At 60.7% G+C, this 21910-nt stretch carries 16 protein-coding genes and 1 pseudogene; 7 read left to right on the top strand and 10 right to left on the bottom strand.

Annotated features, from left to right (window positions below; translation table 11 throughout):
- Positions 1 to 36: 36 nt before the first annotated feature.
- Positions 37 to 519 (bottom strand): Lrp/AsnC family transcriptional regulator, encoded by a 483-nt coding sequence (locus FZ934_RS21765; RefSeq protein WP_153272969.1) that lies wholly within the window; start codon positions 517 to 519, stop codon positions 37 to 39.
- 102 nt (positions 520 to 621) lie between these two features.
- On the opposite strand from FZ934_RS21765, the gene FZ934_RS21760 reads away from it, so the two are divergent.
- The 5 genes from FZ934_RS21760 to FZ934_RS21740 all read left to right on the top strand — a co-directional run bounded on the left by FZ934_RS21760 (position 622) and on the right by FZ934_RS21740 (position 6234).
- Complete coding sequence (locus tag FZ934_RS21760) at positions 622 to 1830, top strand: diaminopropionate ammonia-lyase (protein ID WP_153272968.1); 1209 nt, start codon at positions 622 to 624, stop codon at positions 1828 to 1830.
- The gene (locus tag FZ934_RS21755; protein WP_153272967.1) at positions 1827 to 3080 is read left to right on the top strand and encodes a Zn-dependent hydrolase; all 1254 of its coding nucleotides are present in this window, start codon (positions 1827 to 1829) and stop codon (positions 3078 to 3080) included. The genes FZ934_RS21760 and FZ934_RS21755 overlap by 4 nt, the downstream gene beginning before the upstream one ends.
- On the top strand, positions 3077 to 4234 hold the full coding sequence (locus FZ934_RS21750; protein WP_153272966.1) for a M20 aminoacylase family protein: 1158 nt from the start codon (positions 3077 to 3079) through the stop codon (positions 4232 to 4234). The genes FZ934_RS21755 and FZ934_RS21750 overlap by 4 nt, the downstream gene beginning before the upstream one ends.
- A gap of 39 nt (positions 4235 to 4273) precedes the next feature.
- Positions 4274 to 5068, top strand: a complete 795-nt coding sequence (locus FZ934_RS21745) for an aldolase (RefSeq protein WP_153272965.1) — start codon at positions 4274 to 4276, stop codon at positions 5066 to 5068.
- 146 nt (positions 5069 to 5214) lie between these two features.
- Positions 5215 to 6234: an alcohol dehydrogenase gene (locus tag FZ934_RS21740; protein ID WP_153272964.1), complete on the top strand. Its 1020-nt coding sequence runs from the start codon at positions 5215 to 5217 to the stop codon at positions 6232 to 6234.
- An 852-nt stretch (positions 6235 to 7086) separates the two neighbouring features.
- Here the strand turns inward: FZ934_RS21740 and FZ934_RS21735 are convergent.
- Entirely contained in the window at positions 7087 to 7374 is a 288-nt protein-coding gene (locus FZ934_RS21735) for a DUF982 domain-containing protein (RefSeq protein WP_153272963.1), read from the bottom strand.
- 225 nt (positions 7375 to 7599) lie between these two features.
- A complete protein-coding gene (locus FZ934_RS21730) occupies positions 7600 to 9693 on the bottom strand; it encodes a carboxy terminal-processing peptidase (RefSeq protein ID WP_153272962.1) in 2094 nt (697 codons plus the stop codon).
- A gap of 329 nt (positions 9694 to 10022) precedes the next feature.
- Here FZ934_RS21730 and FZ934_RS21725 point away from each other — a divergent pair, with 329 nt between their 5' ends.
- Positions 10023 to 10808 (top strand): pyrroline-5-carboxylate reductase, encoded by a 786-nt coding sequence (locus FZ934_RS21725; protein WP_153272960.1) that lies wholly within the window; start codon positions 10023 to 10025, stop codon positions 10806 to 10808.
- Here the strand turns inward: FZ934_RS21725 and FZ934_RS21720 are convergent.
- On the bottom strand, positions 10805 to 11353 hold the full coding sequence (locus FZ934_RS21720) for a cupin domain-containing protein (RefSeq protein ID WP_153272959.1): 549 nt from the start codon (positions 11351 to 11353) through the stop codon (positions 10805 to 10807). The genes FZ934_RS21725 and FZ934_RS21720 overlap by 4 nt on opposite strands.
- A 142-nt stretch (positions 11354 to 11495) precedes the next feature.
- Between FZ934_RS21720 and FZ934_RS21715 the strand changes: the two genes are divergently transcribed.
- Positions 11496 to 12830: an aspartate aminotransferase family protein gene (locus tag FZ934_RS21715; RefSeq protein ID WP_153273982.1), complete on the top strand. Its 1335-nt coding sequence runs from the start codon at positions 11496 to 11498 to the stop codon at positions 12828 to 12830.
- A gap of 94 nt (positions 12831 to 12924) precedes the next feature.
- On the opposite strand, the gene fabI is transcribed toward FZ934_RS21715, so the two are convergent.
- From fabI to FZ934_RS21685, 6 genes and pseudogenes are all read right to left on the bottom strand, one after another.
- On the bottom strand, positions 12925 to 13707 hold the full coding sequence (gene fabI, locus FZ934_RS21710; protein WP_153272958.1) for an enoyl-ACP reductase FabI: 783 nt from the start codon (positions 13705 to 13707) through the stop codon (positions 12925 to 12927).
- Positions 13708 to 13737: 30 nt separating this feature from the next.
- Positions 13738 to 14910: an acetate/propionate family kinase gene (locus tag FZ934_RS21705; RefSeq protein WP_153272957.1), complete on the bottom strand. Its 1173-nt coding sequence runs from the start codon at positions 14908 to 14910 to the stop codon at positions 13738 to 13740.
- A 4-nt stretch (positions 14911 to 14914) separates the two neighbouring features.
- A complete protein-coding gene (locus tag FZ934_RS21700; protein WP_153272956.1) occupies positions 14915 to 15883 on the bottom strand; it encodes a phosphate acetyltransferase in 969 nt (322 codons plus the stop codon).
- A gap of 41 nt (positions 15884 to 15924) precedes the next feature.
- Positions 15925 to 18173: pseudogene (locus FZ934_RS21695) on the bottom strand (DUF3141 domain-containing protein).
- A 343-nt stretch (positions 18174 to 18516) separates the two neighbouring features.
- Positions 18517 to 19260 (bottom strand): DUF1236 domain-containing protein, encoded by a 744-nt coding sequence (locus tag FZ934_RS21690; protein WP_153272955.1) that lies wholly within the window; start codon positions 19258 to 19260, stop codon positions 18517 to 18519.
- A gap of 551 nt (positions 19261 to 19811) precedes the next feature.
- Positions 19812 to 21893, bottom strand: coding sequence for an FAD-dependent oxidoreductase (locus FZ934_RS21685; protein WP_153272954.1), 2082 nt, complete (start codon positions 21891 to 21893; stop codon positions 19812 to 19814).
- Positions 21894 to 21910: the final 17 nt, after the last annotated feature.

Genomic DNA, 21910 nt, shown 5'->3' with positions numbered 1-21910 from the left:
CCGCATCCTATGAACGCCACCAAACCGCACCCCCAGTTAGCGGACCGGGACTTCCAAACCTGCCTTGATGCGTTCCATGGCAACAAATGTCCGGAAGCGCTTTACGTTGTTGTTGCCGAAGAACAGCCGTTTCGTCAGCGCCTCGTAGGCGGCCATGTTCGCCACGACGATCACAAGCAGGAAGTCGACCTCGCCCGTCACATAATAGCACTGCTGGATCTCGGGCGTGGCGGCAAATTCGCGCTTGGCATCCTCGATCTGGTCCGCGGTCTCGCTGATGATCTCGACTTCCACGAAAATGGTGATGGGATGACCCAAAGCGGCGGGATCGACGACTGCGACGTTGGCCTGGATCACGCCGGCCTCGGTCATCTTCTTGATCCGCCGCTGGACGGCTGGTGCTGACAGGTTGACTGCATCGCCAATCGTTCGCTGCGGCGTCAGATTGTCCTTCTGGAGGATCGCCAGAATTTTTCGGTCGAAATCGTCAAGCGCGATCCGGGCCGGGCTTCTGTCCATCTCACACTCCCGTAACGAAACAAACTTGCAAATCAGTCACCGATAATCAGCGCAAATTTCGCCTCGATTGCAATAAGTTTTCAGCAACTCAGCGAGGTGCCAATGTTCCTGACCAATGCAAATTCTCTCTATCGATCCCCCCTCGATCCGCGTGATGCAGAAACCCTGGGTCTACCGGCCGCAACTGAGGTCGAGCGTTTCCTCACGTTCAGGGACGACAATGCCACCACCCCGCTGGTCGCGTTGCCGAACCTTGCTGACAAGATCGGGGTGGCGAGCATCCACGTGAAAGACGAAAGCCATAGGCTCGGGCTCGGCAGCTTCAAGGCACTTGGCGGCTCCTACGCAGTCATCCGGCTCGTTCTCGATAAGGCAACGGAGAAACTCCGCCGACAGGTCGACGTTGCCGAACTTGCAACGCCCGAAGTCGCGAGCGTTGCGGCGACGATGACATTCGCCTGCGCAACGGATGGCAACCACGGGCGATCCGTCGCCCAGGGCGCACAACTGGTCGGCGCCCGGGCCGTGGTCTTCGTCCATGCGGGCGTGAGCGACGAGCGTGTGGCTGCGATCGCGCGGTTCGGTGCAGAGATGGTCCGCGTCGACGGCACGTATGACGAGTCGGTCAAAGAGGCAGCCAGGGTGGCCGAAAAGCATGGCTGGACGATCGTTTCCGACACGTCCTGGCCCGGATATGAGCGCATTCCGGGGCTGGTGATGCAGGGTTATACCGCGATCGTGCGTGAGGCACTTCGCGCCTTGCCCGAACCACCAACCCATGTTTTCGTTCAGGCAGGTGTCGGCGGTATCGCGGCTGCGGTCGCCGGCCATCTTTCCGTGGCTTTGGGCGATGAACGTCCTATTTTTACCGTGGTTGATCCGGCGCGCGCGGCCTGCATTTTCGAATCCGCCAAGGCGGGGCACCCGGTTTCGGTGCCGCACGGTGAACCGACAGTCATGGCCATGCTCGAATGCTACGAGCCGTCGCTCGTTGCCTGGCGCATCCTTTCCCGTGTGGCCGACGCGTTCATGACGCTCGATGAGGAGGACGCAATCGCCGTCATGAGGCGTCTGGCTCGACCACTTTCCGGCGACCCTGCAATCGTGGCGGGCGAAAGCGGTGGTGTAGGCCTCGCCGGATTGATGAAAGCCGCATCCGATCCGGATATCCGGACTGCGCTCGGCCTCGGACCGCAGTCGCGCGTCTTGACGATAAACACGGAGGGCGCGACAGATCCGGAGAAATACGCTGAGATCGTCGGAATCGCTGCCGCTGAGGTCATCGGCGGCAATCTGGAGAATGCAGGGTGAGCAGTGACAACTCTATTCGTTCCGAACGCTTGCTTCGGCGCCTGCGTGAACTCGGCGATATCGGTCGCGAGGCGGACGGTCGCCTTGTCAGGCTCGCCGCTTCCGACACCGAGAAGCTTGGGCGGGATCGCGTAGCGTCCTGGATACGGGATGCCGGTCTCGAGGTTGCGGTGGACCGCATCGGAAACATGTTCGGCATCTGGCGGCCCGTCGGCTATGAGCTGGTGGACGATGCGCCCATCATGATTGGCTCCCATATCGATACGGTCATCAACGCCGGGATTTACGACGGTTGCTATGGCGTTCTCGGCGGCCTGGAGGTTATCGAGACGCTGAAGGAGGAAGGGTTCATGCCAGCCCGCCCGATCGTCGTTGCCGCCTTCACCAACGAGGAAGGCGTGCGCTACGCACCCGATATGATGGGGTCCCTCGTCTACGCGGGCGGCCTCGACGTTGACGCGGCCCTGGCAACTGTTGGCAACGACGGGACGGTTCTCGGTGATGAGCTCTCAAGAATAGGCTACGCTGGTCCGCAGGAGCCTGGCTTCCTGCGTCCACGCGCCTACGTCGAGCTCCATATCGAGCAAGGACCGGTTCTCGAGCGCGAAGGAATTCCGATCGGCGCCGTCGAGAACCTGCAAGGGATCTCGTGGCAGCGGATCACGATCGAAGGCGACGCGAACCATGCCGGAACGACGCCGATCTCGATGCGGCGCGATGCCGGATTGGCTGCGGCGCGGGTCATCACCTTCCTCCGCGACCAAGCCAGGAACTCCAACAGTCCGATGGTTGCGACGGTTGGATGCATCGCGTTCGAACCGAATGCCATCAACGTCATTCCGTCGAAGGCAACGTTCACGGTGGATTTGCGTGATCCCGATGAGAATCGTCTTCAAACCGAAGAGGCAGCCCTTGCGGCCTTCCTTGTCGAGATCGCTTCTGACGAACAGGTATCAGTCACCACCGAACGGCTCGCCCGCTTTCAGCCGGTGACATTCGACAAGGGCATCGTAACCCTTGTCGAGCAAGCCGCGGCGGCTCGCGACCTCCGCTCGCGCCGCATCACATCGGGCGCCGGCCACGACGCGCAGATGATCGCAAGGATCGCCCCTTCGGCGATGATTTTCGTTCCGAGCATTGCCGGCATCAGCCATAATCCCCGGGAGGTCACGCCCGACGCCGACCTTGTCTCCGGGGCGAATGTCCTGCTCGACGTCGTGCGAAAACTCGCCTCGGAGGGCGCCCAATGACCGACCTTGAAAAGCTGCAGGTCGAGATGGCCGAATGGCGGCGACATCTGCACGCCAACCCGGAGTTCGGCTTCGAAGAGAAGGCGACGTCTGCATTCGTCGCAGCCAAACTCAGGGAGTTCGGCCTCGACGATATCGCTGAAGGGATCGGCGGGACCGGCGTTGTCGGCACGCTTCGGCGTGGCAACGGAAACCGCGCGATTGCCTTGCGCGCAGACATGGACGCGCTTCGTATCAGCGAACAAGGCGAGAAGGATTACAAATCCCGGAACGACGGCGTCATGCACGCCTGCGGTCACGATGGTCACACCGCCATGTTGCTCGGGGCCGCGAAAATGCTTGCGGCCGACGGCGGCTTCGATGGCACCGTCCGCTTCATCTTCCAACCCGCCGAGGAATGGGGAAAAGGCGCGTTGTCGATGATGGCCGATGGCCTCTGCGATAAATATCCGTTCGACGAAATCTACGGCATCCACAACATGCCCGGCATGCCCGTCGGACATTTCGAGACACGGCCGGAAGCGATCATGTCCGCCGAGGACAATTTTGAGATCGTCCTGCGCGGCGTCGGTGGCCACGCAGCTCAGCCGCATTGGGGCAACGAGGTCCTTGTTGCCGCCTGTGCGTTGGTCACCAACCTCCAGACAATCGTCTCGCGCCGCGTCGCGCCCGCCGACATCGCAGTCGTCTCGGTGACAGAACTGATCACTGACGGCACCAGGAACGCGTTACCCGGAACAGCGCGCATCCTTGGAGACGCGCGCAGCTTCCGCAGCGAGATCAGCGAGACCATCGAAAAGCAGATGCGGATCATCACCGAGGGAACTGCGCTTGCCTACAATGTCGAAGCATCCGTCCACTATACACGTGAGTTCATTCCGCTTCTCAACGCCCCCGCTCTGACCGATCAGGCATTTGAGGTCGCAATCGACCTTTACGGCTCTTCAAATGTGAAGGTCGCGACGAAACCGATGACCGGATCGGAGGACTTTGCCCAGTTCCTCACGAAGGCTCCGGGTTGTTTCGTCTTCCTCGGGAACGGCAAGGATTCCGCGCCCCTTCACAATCCCAATTACGACTTCAACGACGAGGGCCTGTTGCATGGAGCGAACTTCCATGCAGCAATTGCCCGAAAGCGCCTGCCCGTTGCATGAACTTGCCCAAGCCAATACGCCAAGAACAAGGAACACCAGATGGCCCATTCGCTGACCACGCCTTCGATTTCACGTTCGAGTGGCCCCAACCAGCCGAAGCTCGATACGGAGGAGGCATGGCAGGCAAGGGTTGATCTCGCAGCCTGCTTCCGCATGGCGGCGCGATACGGAATGGAAGAAGGCATCTGCAACCACTTCTCGGCGGTCGTTCCGGGCTACGAGGATCTCTTCATCGTCAACCCCTACGGCTATGCCTTCAGCGAGTTGACCGCGTCGATGCTGCTTGTCTGCGATTTCCATGGCAACGTCATCTCCGGGGAAGGCAAGCCTGAGGCAACGGCCTTTTACATTCACGCCCGCATTCACAAGCGTATTCCGCGCGCAAAGGCCGCCTTCCATACTCACATGCCGTATGCCACGGCACTCTCGATGACGGAGGGTTCACCCCTGATCTTCGCCGGCCAGACCGCGCTGAAGTTCTACGGCCGTACCGCCGTCGACGAGAACTACAATGGGCTTGCTCTCGATGAACGCGAGGGCGACCGCATTGCTGCTGCTATCGGCGACGCCGACATCGTGTTCATGAAGCATCACGGTGTCATGGTCTGCGCTCCTAATATCGCCGAGGCGTGGGACGATCTCTATTATCTGGAGCGAGCCTGCGAAGTGCAGACATTGGCTCTCTCGACAGGACGCGAAGTCCTTCCCGTCGCCCCTGAGATCGCGGAGGCGGCGTACCGCCAGATGCGGGAAGGCGACCCGGAATCAGCCCGCCTGCATCTGCAATCGATCAAGAGAACGCTGGAGCGGCTCCAACCCGAATACAGCAGCTGATCGGCTGATACCCATCGTTTGGCGTACCCAGCCAGCTGTCGGATTGAACAACGGCATCGCTGCTCTAGATGCCGCAGGCATACCGAAGACTGTTCTGGTGGGCGAAGCCATTCTGGCTGAGCGTGAGGCAACGAGAGGAGCACTCCATGCCAAACATGCGCGCTGTCGAGGTGAAGAATGCCAAGGGATCGTTACAACTGGTCGAGCGCCAGATTCCATCTCCTGCAGCCGGCCAGGTTTTGATCAAGGTCCAGGCCTGCGGTGTCTGCCATAGCGATGCTTTCACAGTCATGGGGGCGTTCCCCGGTATCGCCTACCCCCGCGTCCCCGGCCACGAAGTGGTCGGCGTGATAGAAAAGGTCGGCGAGCGCGTGCCGAATTGGAAGGCTGGTCAACGGGTTGGAGTTGGCTGGCACGGTGGCCATTGCGGGCATTGCTCTTCATGCCGCCGCGGCGATTTCGTCACTTGCGAGAACGCACAGATTCCAGGGATCAGCTATGACGGCGGCTACGCGGAATACATGATCGCGCCATTTGAAGCGCTGGCTGCTATCCCGGACGAGCTAGATGCGGCGGAGGCAGCGCCGCTTCTCTGCGCCGGTATCACGACCTTCAATGCGTTGCGCAACAGCGGCGTGCGGCCGGGCGATACGGTCGCGGTCCTTGGCATCGGCGGCCTCGGTCACCTCGGCGTGCAATTCGCTGCGAAGATGGGATGCCGAACGGTGGCCATCGCGCGTGGTGCCGACAAGGAACCCTTGGCCCGTGAACTCGGCGCTCACGTCTATATCGACAGCACAACGAAGGACGTTGCGGCGGAACTCAGCAAAATCGGTGGAGCAAGCATCATTCTCTCCACCGTCACGAATTCGCAGGCGATGAACGCGGCACTCGGCGGGCTTGCGGTCGGCGGCAAGATGATCGTGGTGGGCGTTTCCTCCGATCCGATCGAGGTCTCGCCGCTCCTGTTGATCAGTGGGCGTCGCGGTATCCAGGGCTGGCCGTCGGGAACCTCAAGCGACTCGGAAGACACGCTTGCCTTCAGTGCTCTCTCCGACATCCGTCCGATGATCGAAACAATGCCGCTCGAGCGTGCTGCCGAGGCTTATGAGCGGATGATGAGCGGCGCGGCGCGTTTCCGGATGGTCGTGACGACGGGCAAATAGCCCGTTCGCCCGCAAGACGAACATGCTTGCGACGTCGCAACGGGTGCGAAGACCGGTATGGCTTTGCTATAGGGTTCCGGACACGCATCTGCCGGCTTTGAAGGCTCTGTTGGCAGTGTAAAGACCTTCGCGCAATCACGACCGGCATCCTCGGGTGCATACAGAGCGACGGCGCCGCCGAAGAACGCGGCGGAGACGACCAATCCGGCGCGAAGGTCGAAATACACGCCCGGCTCGATTTCGGCCGACATCGCCATCGATATGACGGCACCGATCCACATCGCCATGCCGAAGTGGGCTTCTCGTGACAATCAGAAGCGCGGGCGGATAGAAGAGCTAAGATGCGCCATACCCGATGCCGTCAGACTAGGATGCAGCACTCTAGCTGTTTGCGGTAAGAGTTTGATTAAAAAGCCTAGTGGCCGGGACCGGTTCGCCACCACATCCGGTTTCCCCGCAACTGCTTTCTGAACCCGCGAGCGCGCACGCTGCGCGCCGCTGTCGCCATCCGTCGGGATCACAAACGGTGTTGTCACGTTATCGAGGGTGAAGGAACGTCTGCAGCGTGGGCTCGTTCCGTTATTGAAAGGAGCAACAAATGCCCGCAGACGACACCAGGAAATATACAGTTAGTTCATTGAGTTACCGCTACTGCTTGGATGTTGGCGAAGCAGAACGACTGATCGCACGATTTGGCTCGGGCCAGCGCGAGCTTGATAGGCTTCTCGGCGCTCGGGCAAGAAGTCCCCGTCACCGCAGAAGAGAAATGTCGACCCCGGATGACGTTGCAGCATTTGGTCTGCGCTAACGTCAGGGCTTAACAGCCGCTCATCGATGAGGCGGCCCTCGCACTCAGCTCACTCTCTTCATTCGCGGCACGTCATCAGGCAGGACGTGCATACCTGCCTCGTGCGCGGCTTCGACAAAAGCAGCCCTTGCGGTCTCGGCGTCGGTGTAAAATTCCAGCGCCTCGACGGATCGCATCAGAGCGCTGTGGAACTTGGTACCGCCGCGATGGTGCCACTTGCTGCTCAGAAGCATGGCGGCGAGCTGGCCCACAGTATCTGCCTTTCGATAGCGTCCGGTCCCGTCAATTTCGACCTGAAGAGGCTTGATGAAAACAGGCAGATCGGCGTCCACGGCGATACCCCTTGACATATTTCGAATCACTAAAATGCGAAATGATTCGTTTGTCTAGGTGCGCGGAATATATTCTTCGCCGGGAACAAAGATCGACTTTGAGATCTGGCCGCCTTGGAGCTTGAACCACGAGCGCAGCGGGCGCCGGTCTCTCCCGTGGCAAGCGCTTCGATGATCATGCCGCTGCGACAGCGACATGATCACATAGTTGGCTCGTCGGTTCTGCTATTTTTTGACGGCATTTCCCGATTGCCCCAGCAGATCCGCCGCATCGGCCTGAATGGCAGCAGCCTCGTTCAGAAGGACATCCTTTGCATTCTTGCGGGCATTCTCGATGGCAAGATCGGCACTGAGGCTGCGTTCGTTGGACTGCAGGCCATCATCGTCGCCGGGATCAACACCCCCGTCCGCCTGCGCTCGAGATTTCAAGCGAGCCTCGCGAGCCGTCTTTTCCTTGCGGCGCTCTGCCTCGTTGAGAGACACAACCCCTTTTTCCCGCTGCGCCTTGAGATCCGCAATGTCGCCCAGCAACCGCTGGAAATCAGGATCTCCGGCGACGCGTGCTTCGTGACGGCTCTGCAGTGTCGGCAGCAAAGCAGCGACGGTGTCGGCGGGCTTATAGTTCGCCGGCTTGATCTGAGCCCATGGCAGCGCGTTGTCATAGCTCGTTTCACCGAAGGTCGCGGGGTCGGACAGTCCGGGCAACATGACATCAGGGGTCACACCGCGCAGCTGTGTCGTCCCGCCGTTCACGCGGAAAAACTGCGCAATCGTAACCTTCAGCTCGCCGAATTGAGGTTTGCTGTTGTGTGCTACCTGATCAAGATCGACGACGGTCTGGACGGTTCCCTTGCCGAAGCTTGGCTCGCCGATGATCACACCGCGTCCATAGTCCTGGATTGCCGCTGCGAAAATCTCGGATGCCGAAGCAGACCCGCGGTTGATCAGCACGCCGAGCGGCCCTGTCCAGACCGGAGCCGGGAAATCGGCGCTTCGTACAGCGACTTTCCCGTCGCTTGCGCGCTGCTGAACGACCGGTCCGCGGCCGATGAACAGGCCGGTCAAATCAATCGCCTCGTCCAGCGAACCGCCGCCATTGTTGCGCACGTCGATCAGAACGCCATCGACCTTGTCCTGCTTCAATTCGCCAAGAAGTTTTGAAACATCGCGGCTGGCGCTTCTGTAGTCCTTGTCGCCCTTGCGGCGTGCGTCGAAGTCCTCATAGAACGCCGGCAAGGTGATCACACCAATCTTCTTGGTCGCTTCACCGACCTTCGCGGACAAAACTGTCTTCTTCGCAGCCTGCTTTTCGAGGCTGATCTTGTCGCGCACCAGGCTGATAACGTGATGATTTCCATCGGCGCCCGCATCCGCCGGCAAGATATCGAGGCGCACGACGGAACCCTTGGCTCCGCGTATCATCTGCACAACCTCGTCAAGGCGTGTGCCCACGACTTCCTTTATCGGGCCCTTCTCGCCTTGCCCGACACCGGTAATGCGGTCTCCGACCGACAGCTTGCCGGACAACTGGGCAGGGCCGCCGGCGACGAGTTCGCGGACGGTCGTGTAGTCGTCGCGCTCCTGCAGCACCGCGCCGATGCCGAACAGAGAGAGCTTCATGGAAATATTGAAGTCGGCAGAGGCCGTCGCGCCGAAGTAGTCGGTATGAGGGTCAACCGTGGTGGTGTAGGCCTCCATGAACGACTGGAATACATCGTCGCTCTTGTACTTGTAGGCGCGATCGAGCGCATTCGCATAGCGTTTGTCGAGCGTTTCGCGAATCGACGCATCGGTCTTGCCACCGAGCTTCAAGCGCAACCAGTCTCCCTTGACGCGCTTGCGCCAAAGTTCGTTGCTCTCGGCTTCCGATTGCGGCCAAGGCGCCTTGTCGCGCAAGACGGAGTAGTCTTCCTGGGCTGTGAAGTCGAAGTTCTGCTTGAGCAGGCCGCGCGCATAATTCATGCGATCGACGACGCGCTGCTCATAGACGTTGAAGATCGAGAACGGGATCTTGAGGTCCTTGCCGATGATCGCATCATCAATATCGTTCCGCCCGGCCATGAACTTGTCGATGTCGGATTGCAGGAAAAGCGCGCGGTCTGGATCGAGCGACTTGATGAATTGATCCATAATCTTGGCGGACAAGGCATCGTCCAAGGGAACGGTCTTGTAGCTATAACGCGTCAGAAACTGGGCACTCAGCTGAGCGGCCTCGGCCTGTTGCTGCTGGGGTGCCAAAACAGGTGGTGCCGTGACTTCGGCATATGCGTGCGGTACGACTGCAAGAAATAAACTAAGAAAAACGTATTGTACGCGCATTCAACTATGATCCAGTTCTAAGTACCGATGTCCGTGAAGGATCTAGGTGGGGTAATTATGGTTTTTTGGCAACCGTGCTGACGTACTACTCGATTATATCGACCGAAAATCGATACAAATAGCACCAGACACCGGCGCTGCGTCCGCCACGATGGCAGCTTGATGACCGCCTTCTGATTGCCTAACCAAGCGAGATTGGGCCGCGATGCCACTCGCGCTGTCCGATACATAGTGTCGACAACACCAGGCGGAAAAGTTAGATTGCGCCTGATCTTTTGAGCGGACCCGGCGACACCTCTCTTGGTCCTCATCGCGTGCGGAGTAAGCTTATGGTTGAAAAGAGCATAGGTTTCGTCGGCACCGGCGCGATCAGCGAGGCCATGGTGCGAGGTCTGCTGCGCGAGCCACCAGCAGTGCAGGAGGTGCATGTATCTCCCCGCAACAGCGAGATCGCCGCGCGTCTTGCCGCCGAATTCAGCGCTGTCCAGATCGCTCCGGACAACCAGGCCGTCGTAGACCGTAGCGAGGTCGTGGTCCTGGCCATTCGCCCTCAGATTGCCGAGGAGGTCATCCGGCAGCTTCGTTTCAGAGCCGGCCAAGCCGTCATCGGCGTCGTCGCGGCCACACGGCGCGACAGCCTGCTCGAATGGATCGACGCCGACGTCCATCTTGTTCAGGCAATACCCTTGCCGTTCGTGGCCGATCGGCAGGGCGTGACGGCAATCTTCCCGCCCGATCAGGCGGTAGCGGCGCTGTTCAACGTACTGGGAAGTGCGGTCGAATGCGAAAGCAGGAAGGAATACGACTTGCTCGCCGCCGCAACCGCGCTGATGTCGACTTACTTCGGCGTGATGGACATGGCCGCCACATGGCTCGAGGCGAACGGTCTCGATGCGAATAAGGCCGGTGCCTTTCTCGCGCCCTTGTTCGAAAGCCTGGCCCAGCGTGCAAATGTGCCCGGCGTGCATGATTTCACCGAACTCAGCAACGAATTTGCGACGAAGGGCGGCCTCAACGAGCAGGTCCTGGTCGATTTCGAGAACGCCGGCGCCCGGACCGGCCTGCATCGGGCGCTGGATCGGGTCTTTGCCCGCATCGAGGGCCGAGACAGCTAGAATGTCGGCGGCGTGCAGGCGCTGATCACCTCGCAGGCGACCGGGCCGACGCAGCGGAACCGGTGCGGACGACGGCTTTCGAAATAATAGGCATCGCCCGGCCCGAGGATGCGTCGCTCGTTGTCGACCGTAACCTCCAGCCGCCCCGACAGGACGATCCCACCCTCTTCGCCTTCATGCACGAGCGGAACCTTGCCGGTGTCAGTCCCGGGCTGATAGCATTCCTTCAGCAATTGCAGGCTTCGGCCGAACATGCTCTCGCCAACCTGCCGGTAGGAGATGCCCCCCTTGCCGATCTCCACGAGTTCCTCGGCGGCATAGAAGGCCTTCTTCGGGGTTGCTGGTTCCACCGAAAAGAACTCCGCAAGACCGATCGGGATCCCATCGAGGATCCGCTTGAGCGCGCCCACCGAAGGATTTGATGCGTTCGATTCGATGAGCGAAATCGTCGAGTTGGGGACGCCGGTCTTCTTCGCCAGCTCGCGCTGCGACAGATTATGGGCGGTCCTGACGTAGCGGAGGCGATTCCCGATATCGAACGTCATCACGGCACCGTTTGTGTTGTTCAGAATAGCTCAAACTATAGCCACCCACTCTCATGTTTTCAATATCTTACCGTGGTGAAGAAAAGGGCTTGTTCGTCGTTTGGAAATGCCCGAATTGTTCACAGAGCCCAAGGAGAGCATGATGGATCAGATCAACAGGACGAACGCCCCGATACTCGATAACTTCTGGATGCCGTTTACGGCGAACCGGCAGTTCAAGGCGGCGCCGCGTCTCCTCGCATCCGCCGAGGGCATGTACTACACCGACGTCGACGGCAATCGCGTTCTCGACGGTACCGCAGGTCTCTGGTGCTGCAACGCCGGGCATGGTCGCAAGAAAATCTCCCAGGCAGTGGAACGCCAGATCTCGACGATGGATTTCGCGCCAACCTTCCAGATGGGGCATCCGATTGCTTTCGATTTCGCCGCCAAGTTGGCGAAGATCGCCCCTGGTGGGCCGGACGCGAAACTCGATCGCGTCTTTTTTACCGGCTCCGGTTCTGAATCGGTCGACACCGCCCTGAAGATCGCGATCGCCTACCAGCGCGCGATCGGCCAGGGAACCCGCACCCGTATCATCGGCCGGGAAAAGGGCTACCACGGTGTCGGCTTCGGCGGCATCTCGGTCGGCGGCCTCGTCAACAATCGCCGCATGTTCCCGCAGATCCCAGCCGATCACATGCGGCACACCCTCGATGTCGAGCGCAATGCCTTCTCGAAGGGTCTGCCGGAGCACGGCGTCGAACTCGCCGACGACCTCGAGCGTCTTGTCCAGTTGCATGGCGCCGAGACGATCGCCGCTGTCATCGTCGAGCCGATGTCCGGCTCGGCAGGCGTCATCCTGCCTCCGAAGGGCTATCTGCAGAAGCTCCGCGCAACCGCCGACAAGTATGGTATTTTGCTGATCTTCGACGAAGTCATTACCGGCTTTGGCCGCCTCGGAACGCCGTTCGCGACCGATTATTTCGGCGTCGTTCCAGATCTCGTCACCACGGCAAAGGGCTTGACCAACGGCGCGATCCCGATGGGAGCCGTCTTCGCGAGCCGCAAGGTCTATGACGGCCTGATGGTTGGCCCGGAAAACGCAATCGAGCTGTTCCATGGCTACACCTATTCGGGTCATCCCGTGGCCTGTGCCGCTGGCATTGCAACGCTTGAGATCTACGAAGAAGAGGGGCTTCTCACCCGGGCGTCCGGCGTCGCAGAGCACTGGCAGAATGCCTTGCATTCCCTGAAGGGCCACCCCCATGTGGTCGACATCCGCAACCTCGGACTTGTCGGTGCCGTGGAACTTGCGCCGCGCGACGGCGCACCCGGAACACGCGCCTACGATGTCTTTGTCGACTGCTTCAAGAAGGGCCTGCTGATCCGCGTGACCGGCGACATTATTGCGCTGTCGCCGCCGCTGATCGTCGAAACGCAGCAGATAGACGAGATCGTCTCGGTGATTGGTGAGGCGCTCAAACGCGCTGCATAATCCTGGTTGCCCGTGGTCGATACCGGCCGCGGGCGCCCAACCGCCATACCAACGGACTGCAAGGCAGGATCGGCGACAATGCGATGCCGCCAGCCTAGTCGATGATGTGATATCCGCCGTCGATGTAGATGGTATCGCCCGTTATCAGCCGCGCGGCATCGTGGGCCAGGAAGGCCGTCGCCATGCCGACGTCGTCGATGGAAACGAGGCTCCGGGTCGGAGCCCTTTCCTGGGCCTTGTTCAGGAGTTCGTCGAACTCAGGGATTCCTGACGCGGCCCGCGTTGCAAGCGGACCCGGCGAGATCGCGTGAACGCGAATACCCTTTGGCCCAAGTTCCGCGGCAATGTAGCGAACTGCACTCTCTAGCGCCGCCTTTGCGACACCCATGATATTATAGTTCTTCACCACCATCTGGCTGCCGTAATAGGTCATGGTGAAGAGCGAGCCTCCACGCTTCATCAACGGTTCAGCCAAATGCGCCATCCGGATGAACGACCAGCAGGAAATGTCCATCGTCTTCAGGAACCCGTCTTGCGGGACATCGACGACGCGGCCCTGTAGCGTAGCCTTCGGCGAAAAGGCGATGGAATGGACAACAAAATCGAGTTCGCCCCACTGCTCGGCGATACGATCGAAGACGGCCTCGAGTTGCCCAGACGCTGCGACATCCAGCGGCATGAAGATCGGCGCTTCCAGCGCTTCGGCCAGGGGCGCGACGTAGGGCTTGGCCTTGTCGTTGAGATAGGTCACGGCGAGTTCCGCGCCCAAGGCGCGAAATGCCTTGGCGCAACCCCATGCGATCGACTGATCGTTGGCAATGCCGACCACCAGACCGCGCTTTCCTTCAAGAAGCTTGGCTTTCACTTCAGGGATCATCTCAGGCCTCTCTTTGACTGTTGGCGTGAACTACGCCGTAATAAGCGCGAGCGTGTGCCGCGCAATCATCAGTTCCTCGTCCGTCGGCACGACAAGGATCGGGATCTTGCTGCTGCCGCTCGAGATAACGAGGTCGCCAGCTTCGTTCCGTGCAGGATCGAGCGCTGCTCCCAGCCATTCCAGCTTCCGGGCAATCCGAGCGCGCATGACAGGGGAGTTTTCACCAACACCGGCCGTAAACACGAAGGCATCCAGTCCGCCAAGCGCTGCCGCCAATGCACCTGCGTTCAATCCGATGCGATGCACGAAATGGTCAAGTGCAAGGCTGGCGCCCGGCTCTTCGCTGGCGAGCAGGTCGCGCACGTCGTTGCTGACGCCGGAAAGCCCCTTGAGGCCGGACTCCTTGTAGAGGAGGTCCTGCAGTTGTCCCGCCGACATAACATGCTGCTGGAGAAGATAGAGCAAGACGCCCGGATCGATCTGGCCACATCGCGTACCCATCGGAAGACCATCGAGGGCAGTGAAGCCAAGCGTGCTTTCGACGCTCACACCCTGGTACAGTGCGCACATGGATGCGCCGCTGCCCAGGTGAGCCACGATCACCCTGCCCTTTCCCGGCCCAGGCGAAATCTCGGCAAGCCGGTCGGCGACATATTCGTAGGACAACCCGTGAAACCCGTAGCGCCTGACGCCCTCATCGAAAAAACGCGCGGGAATCGCATAGTGATCGGTCATCGGATCATGGCCGCGATGAAAGGCGGTATCGAAGCAGGCGATCTGCGCGAGTTCCGGCTGGCGCTCCCGAAGCACGCGGATCGGCGCGAGATTGTTGGGCTGGTGCAACGGCGCCAACGGTGCATAGCGTTCCAATTCGCGGAGCAACTCGGCATCGATGCGCGCCGGTCGCGAATGGTTCGGGCCACCGTGGACGACCCGATGACCAACGGCAATCAGCCGGCCCGCCTGCCGCTGCCGCAGCAACTCCCCAACCAGACGCATTGCCGCGGGCAAATCCGGAACGACGTCGGCCGGATAGGTTTCGTTCTCCAGGCGCTCGCCGGTAGAGCTCTTGATGGTGAGGTGTGGCGTGGTTCCGATGCCCTCCATCTGCCCCTTCACCAGCCGCTCGAGCGCCCCCGCGACAGCGAAAACTTCGAACTTGAGGCTCGAGGAGCCGGCGTTCACAACGAGGATGGTATCCATCGCGTCAACCGCCCTGTATCGGCGCGGTACGACGGCGAGCGTCGCCGAGCAAAACCGCGACGGCGCATGAGGCTAGGCGTGCCCGAACCGAGTCCGCGCGCGACGTCAGGATGATCGGCACACGCGCGCCCAGCACGATGCCTGCGGCATCCGCCCTTGCCAGAAACGTCAGGTTCTTCGCCAGCATGTTGCCAGCCTCGAGATTGGGGACGACCAGAATCTGCGCCCGCCCGGCAACCGCAGACTTTATGCCCTTGATGCGGGCCGCCTCCGGATCGATCGCATTGTCGAAAGCAAGCGGGCCATCGAGGATGCCACCGGTGATCTGCCCACGCTCCGCCATCTTGCAGAGCGCCGCCGCATCGATGGTGGAAGGTATCTTCGACGTGACGGTCTCGACGGCCGAGAGGATCGCGACACGCGGTTCGCCGAGCCCGATCTGGGTGAAGAGATCGATGGCGTTCTGAATGATGTCGCGCTTGGCATCGAGATCCGGCGCGATGTTGATAGCGGCATCGGTAATGAACAGCGTTTCGGAATAGTGCGGAACATCCATGACAAAGACGTGGCTGATCCGGCGCGCGGTTCGCAGTCCGGTTGCCGAGGATGTCACGGCTCGCATGAGTTCGTCCGTGTGCAGGCTTCCCTTCATCAGCAGGTCGGCACCGCCTTCCCGGATGATCTCCACCGCCTTGGCCGCAGCGGCATCGCTATGCGCGGTATCGACGAGTTCAAGAGAAGAAATATCGAGGTCGTGGGACTTGGCGACAGCGCGCACCTTGTCTTCCGGACCGACAAGGATCGGGCGCATCAATCCCACCTCTGCCGCTTCGACCGCACCGCGCAACGACGACTCGTCGCACGGATGAGCGACGACGGTTCGCATCTGCGCGACCTCTTTCGCCTTCGCGATCAGCCGTTCGTATTTCTGATGACGGCCGGTTTCTTCCGCAATGCTGTCCATGTCAGGCATTTGCACATGCTCCGTTCCGAGGGCAGGTTTTCGAAGGCTGACTAGTTTGCGCGCCTCACTGCCTTCAACGGCGTCGGCTTGGGCGGCGGCGAAGCGGGCTCGGCTGCCGGTTCCGAAGGAAGATCGAAGAAGGCGACGATCCTTTGCCAACGCCGTTCGGCCTCTTCCGAAAGCGGCCCACGGACATTCAGAACGGCATGGAGGGACGCCAAGCCGTCGCGGCGGGCGTTTTCGTCGGCCGGAAGCAGTTGGAGGATTGCGCCAACCGTTGCCTCTTCGTCGATGACCAGCATCAGGAATTGGTCGCGGATCAGCGCCTTGAATTCCGCAAGCGTCATTGCCGACATGTCGTCCTTTGCTTTCCGCATCCTGCGGATCGCCGCAAATCCACGTTCGTCTGCTGTCCCGCTCGCCATCGCGACATAGAGCAAGCTGCGCGCAAGGGCTTCCCTAAGCCCACCGACGCCGATCCGCGCCTTGAGCTCATCGATCCTCGTCTTGAGAACCTGGCGATGAAGGGCGGTCTTGCCGGCACGGCGCTGAGGCTTTGCATCGGAAGGATCGATGCCGACTGCGGCCTGTAGGAGCGGCGATCCGTAGACCGAGAGGAACGTTGCCTCGCTGAGGATCTCCATTCCCTGGCGCCAGGCCTCCAGTCCCTCGACGATCTGGCGGGAAAATGCCTGCTGCAGGCCCAGGAACGGGTTCCCTGCGGCAACAGGGCGTCTCTCCTCCTCGATATCGACGGCAAGGTCGGCGATGGGCGCCATCAGCGGATTGACGTCGGAAAAGAGCTCGTATTGCAGCCTGAGGGGATGCATCTCGCGGAAGCCATCTGCGACCCACTCCGGCACCATTGCCCGAACGAAAGGCTGCATGAAGGTGCGGTAAAGCGAAAGGTTGATCTCCGATACCTTCGCGACCGTGGCAAAGCGGCGATCATCGGCCGCGCTGTTGCAGCCGAGTGCCCTGATATCGTCGAGCGTCCTGGCCTCGCAGCGCATGATCCAGTCGCCCTCGACAAGATCGCCGCCGATGGTGTTGTCGGTCCGGGCTTCGAAAGTCGCCTCATAAAGGCCCGGCGGCAGCGCGTCGATGAGGTCGATGTTGCTGGAAAATTCCCCGTGCTCCTTGCGGGCAACGCTCGCCGACACAAAAATCCCGAGATGGCCAATCGTTTCGTGGACCGTGTAGACGATCGTCTGCCCGTGCGAGCGGATTTCGTTCACATCATCGTAAAGATCGAGGATCCATCCAAGAGCCTGCGCGGGCGGCGTGATGTTGTCTCCCTTCGAGCAGAAGACGACGATCGGCGCGCGAATATTGCGGAGATCGACTAACTCGCCATTGGATGCCTCGATCCGCCCCGCGGCGAGATTGTTGCCGACGAAAAGCTCGTCGACGATGAACTGGATTTCGTCAGCATTCAGGCTGACATGTCCGCCCCACCATTCCTCGAAGCCGAGGTAGCGCGGCGCCTCGGTGTCGATCTTCGAATAGAGATTATATTGTTTCGTCCAGAGGGTATTGGCGGGATTCTGGTTTTCGAAGTTCTGAACCAGCCAAGCGCCGTCGAACTGCCCGCAGCCGAGATCGCTGGTCAAGGCGGTCAGCCAGCTCCCCCCAGCAACCCACCCGTATAGCGCATCGGATATCTGCCGCGCTCGCCAGCCCAATAAGACAACGGAGCCCCCGCAATGATGATCGATCCAAAGAGTTCCGGACGCATGGCAGCCAGCATCATGACGGCCCAACCGGCCTGGCAGTTGCCGATAACGCAGGGCTTGGCGTCCGCCTGGGGATGCAGCGCAATGACCGTCTCCAAAAATCGCGCTTCCGCCAGAGCGATATCCTCGATCGTCTGGCCGGCGACGGGCTGCGGCAGGAAACCGATGAAATAGCATGGATGACCGGCTTTCAGGGCGACGCCGATTTCACTGTCGGCCTTGAAACCGCCAATGCCGGGCCCGTGCCCCGCCCGCGGATCGACAACGACGAAGGGCCGGCGGGTCTGGTCGACTTCCACCCCGGCAGGCGGGACGATCCGCACGAGTGCGTAATTGACAGGCCGATCCAAGGTGCGCCCGTCGAGGACGATTTCCGGCGTGAAACTCAGGACATGGGGTGCCGTCGTTTCGGCATGGGCCCGGTATTGGTTTCCGCGCTTGCGCATGACATCAAGGAACAGAACGCTGCGCTGGGCAGCATCCAGGGCATAGTCAAAAGCATAGCCGGCCGGGCCAAGTTGAGCGACAAAATCAGCTGTGGGAAGATAGGAAGAGTACCGCATGCCAAAGCTCCCTCGGTTCACCCTCTTGTCGAGAGTTAGGTTCCTATGCTCAGGATAGTAGTCTCGCTCTGCGTCCGCTCTGTGAACGCGCGGACGCCCCAGAATCCGCCGCCGCTCTTAGCACTTGCAGCATAAGCATGCCGCGTCGCCGCACCAACGTATTTTACGGTAGCATACGCGGCTGGGTGCGCTGCCGGCGGAGGGGCGACCGACGATCGCGGGGCTAGGTCGCTCCCGATAGGCTCTTTTCCCGTAACGAGAAATGACCGCAGCTGCCCTGGACAGACTGCGGCCATGATGTGCAGGACCGACGGCGCTCAGGACGCCTTCGGTTCCAGCCGAGTTACGCGGTGACGATGTAGACGATCGTAAGCGCGGATGGATCGACGATGATGATCCGACCGTCCGCGAGAATGAAGAACTCGTAGCCTTCATATTCAGGCACGATCTTCACGATACGCGGCGGCAGGCGTTCAAGCCGGACCTTTTTCGGAATTCTGGTCCCGACCGATACGGCAAAGCTCACCTCCCTGACCGGCTGAACATGGACCTCTTTCACCACCTGGCGAATCTCCGTTCTCTGCTCAACGGTGATGTTCACATTCATCGTGTTGTTCGACGTCTGCTTCGTCGTCGTATTGTTGTTGGTTTCGGTAGAGCTGTTCTTGCTCGGTGATGAATTCTGGTCGTTGGACTGTGTCTCAGCACTGCCGCTCTGGGTTTTGCTCCTCGAACCTGACGTCGCCGATCCGCTGCTGTCTGACGAGCCTGACTTTGGCTTCTGTTCAGTGGTCGTCGCACCTCCAGTTTCATCCTGCGAACCGGAACCGGACTTGGTTTCGGTGGACGAATTTCCCGATGCCCCGCCCTTGGCCTGTGGGCAGGCTCCCGAGGCATCCGGCGAGGAACAGTCGGCTCCTGTGCCGCCGCTGGCACCTGATTGAGGTTGCTCGGTCTGAGCACCCCCACCCGTCTGCGCCTGGCCGCTGTTCTGCGTGTCCTGCTGTGCACCAGCCGGGTGGGTGGCGAGGGGCGATACGCTGAGAGAAAGGGCCGTGAGCATCATGGCCAGATGGTTGCTTTTCATGGTTTGTCTCCTAGACGTCGGCACATCGGGTCGTTGGCGCTTCATGCACCACCTGTGTGCCGCTTGTTGGAAAGGACTGCCGGAGGCGTCCGTCGGATGACGTGGGCAAACGTTCAGAAGTAGTTTGAAACGATCACGCGTCGGTCGTCGGCGATTATGCGCGAACACTTCGCGCTCTGGGGCATGCCCCACCGCGGACGATCTGAAAGGGCAGGCGTTGCTATCAGGAGGAGGCTTTCTGCCATCTCTGGTTTCTTCGCATTCAAGTCATTGTCCTCCATCCTGGCGCGGCTTGTTCCGCTGCAGAATCGAACTTGCCAGCGCGGCGGCTGTTCCAAGACTGGGACTTCAGTCCGGGTCGCTATGGGACATTGGTCGCAGTCCGCGGGCTGCGTTGGCTGGCTTTCGCCCCCGATTGTGAAGGCCCATACCTTCGCGCACGACCTCGGGTGCCGGGATCGTCCGGCCCGCGGGAAAACGACGATGCTCTTGGAATGCCCGAATGAACGATTTTGCGGGACCATAGCTCCGAGAGGAGCCAGCCTCTCAAATCAACGACCGCCGAGGTCGTAGATCCGGCCGGTCAACCATGCCGGCCAATCCCGTTCGAAGAACGATCTGCTGGTCTCATCAAAGGTGCGATTTGGACGCGTGGAGATTTCCAACGTCTCTCCATTCAGGCGCACCACGATTTGTTGTTGGCGGTCCGAAACGCTCTCCTCGCGAAAACGGAACTCTTCCAACGGACCGTCGCGGCCCATTGGCAAAGCCATTCCCGCGCGATCGCATATCGCGCGTGCGCCGCGGCTTCCGCCGCCCTTCGATATGTAGATGTCCAGTGCTGAAAGTACGGCTTCCGAGGCCAAAGCCATATGACGCCATTGCAAAGCACGCGCCGCTTCCGCCGCGCGTCCGCAAGTAATCCCACTTCGCCTGATGTCGGCGTTGAGGCTGCGAGCTGCACTCAGGGCTTCACGGACATTTTCACCATCGCAGATCAGCCCCGCCTTGTCGCTCATGCGCGCCTGCACATCCTCGCGGACGGACTTGGCGTTGAACGGGCTGTCGTCCTTGAGAACGGAGAGAATGCCGCGAACACCGGCCTCGGCAATCTCGGCGATGCCTCCGGCGGCTGCCGTTCGTGCTCGGCCACTCGCGCTGATATGTTCCGCGGCCCGGGTTCCAAACACCTGGCCGGCGTTAAGCGCGGCACCTCCCGGTCTCGTCACACCATGGGTTCCGGCCGCCTCTCCCACCGCATAACAGCCCGTCAGGCTGCTGCGTCCCCATGTGTCGACCCTGATGCCGCCGTTCATGTGTTGGTTGTTGACCGCAAACTCCAACGGAGCGGTAGCGATATCGATCTTGTATCGCCGGTAAAGCTCGATTGCCAGCGGGTTCATGTGACGCAGCCTGTCGATCGGCAGCGTCTGCCCCGCCCCTGCATTGTTCAGGTAGGCCATGACGTCGTCATCAAGCCGTCCGAGATCGAACGGCAGGTCACCGGTAACGGGCAACGGGTTGCGGCTGAAATCCATGAATACGCGGCGACCGGCTGTCGTTTCCCGGTAGATCGCGAGGTCAACGAGGCTTGAACCGAAATCCAGCATCCGTGTCGAGTGAAACGGCCACTGGTAACCCTTCCGGAAGACATTCGAGGCCAGTTCCTGCGTGCTGCGGTAATAGTTCGCGAGGAAGTGATGCTCTCGCCCCTCGGCATCGACGGAATAGATATGAGGCATCGCCTGGACATAGGTGCCGGAGAGGTTCCACGGAAAGCCCTCGCGCCTTGTTCCGATGCCAAACTGGCTCTCAGTCAGATTAACCAGCTCGAGGCCCGCCTCAAGCGCGATCCCGAGCGAGCCGAAGCAGCCATTCGGATAAACGCTATCGCGATAGAGTTCTCCCGGCCCACCGGCGGCGAGCACGACCACATCGCTTGCGAACACGGCGATGCCGAGTGGATTTGCTTCCGTCCGGTCATGCGCGCGAATTGCGACAACACCCACGACCCTCCGCGCCTCCTGCGCACCCTCCGTCAGGATCTGCACAGCGGTCGTGTGATTATAGAACGGAACATCAAGCCGAATGGCTTCCTCCGCCAGAACCTTGACCATCAGACGAGAGGTTCGCGGGCCACAGCTTGTCGCGCGCCCCACCTCGTCATGGTCGGTCTGATATCGAAGCGTGCCGCCCAGGGGATCCTGGGGCAGCGGCAGGCCGAGATACTGCAGCGACGCCATCATGCGGCCAGAACCGACCGCCTCGACATAGGCGGTGTCTTCGTCCATCGCGCCACCGGCGCGTATCGCCCGCGCCATGGCCTTGTAGTTGTCGCCCTGATCGGCGGTATTGGCCGTATGCAGTGTTTGCTTGTCGGAGCCTGAGCACGCCGATGTGCCGCCCCAGGCGCTCTGACTGAGGATCATGACATCGTCGCCGCGACGCTTCAGCTCGACGGCTGCGCGAAGACCAGCTGCACCCGAACCGACGACAACGCAGCCGGCGCGATAGACAGGCACCGCGATGCCGGCGAGGTTCGCCGCCTCGAAAGGCGCGCGTTCCGGCTTTAGTCGGGGCATATCGACATCCGTGAGGGCGTCGAGAATATGCTGTGCGACATCGATGCTCATGGCCGTTCCACCCCTAG

Origin of the sequence: Rhizobium grahamii (assembly GCF_009498215.1) — a bacterium.
GTDB lineage: Bacteria > Pseudomonadota > Alphaproteobacteria > Rhizobiales > Rhizobiaceae > Rhizobium > Rhizobium grahamii_A.
This window is presented reverse-complemented; position numbering and strand designations above follow the sequence as displayed.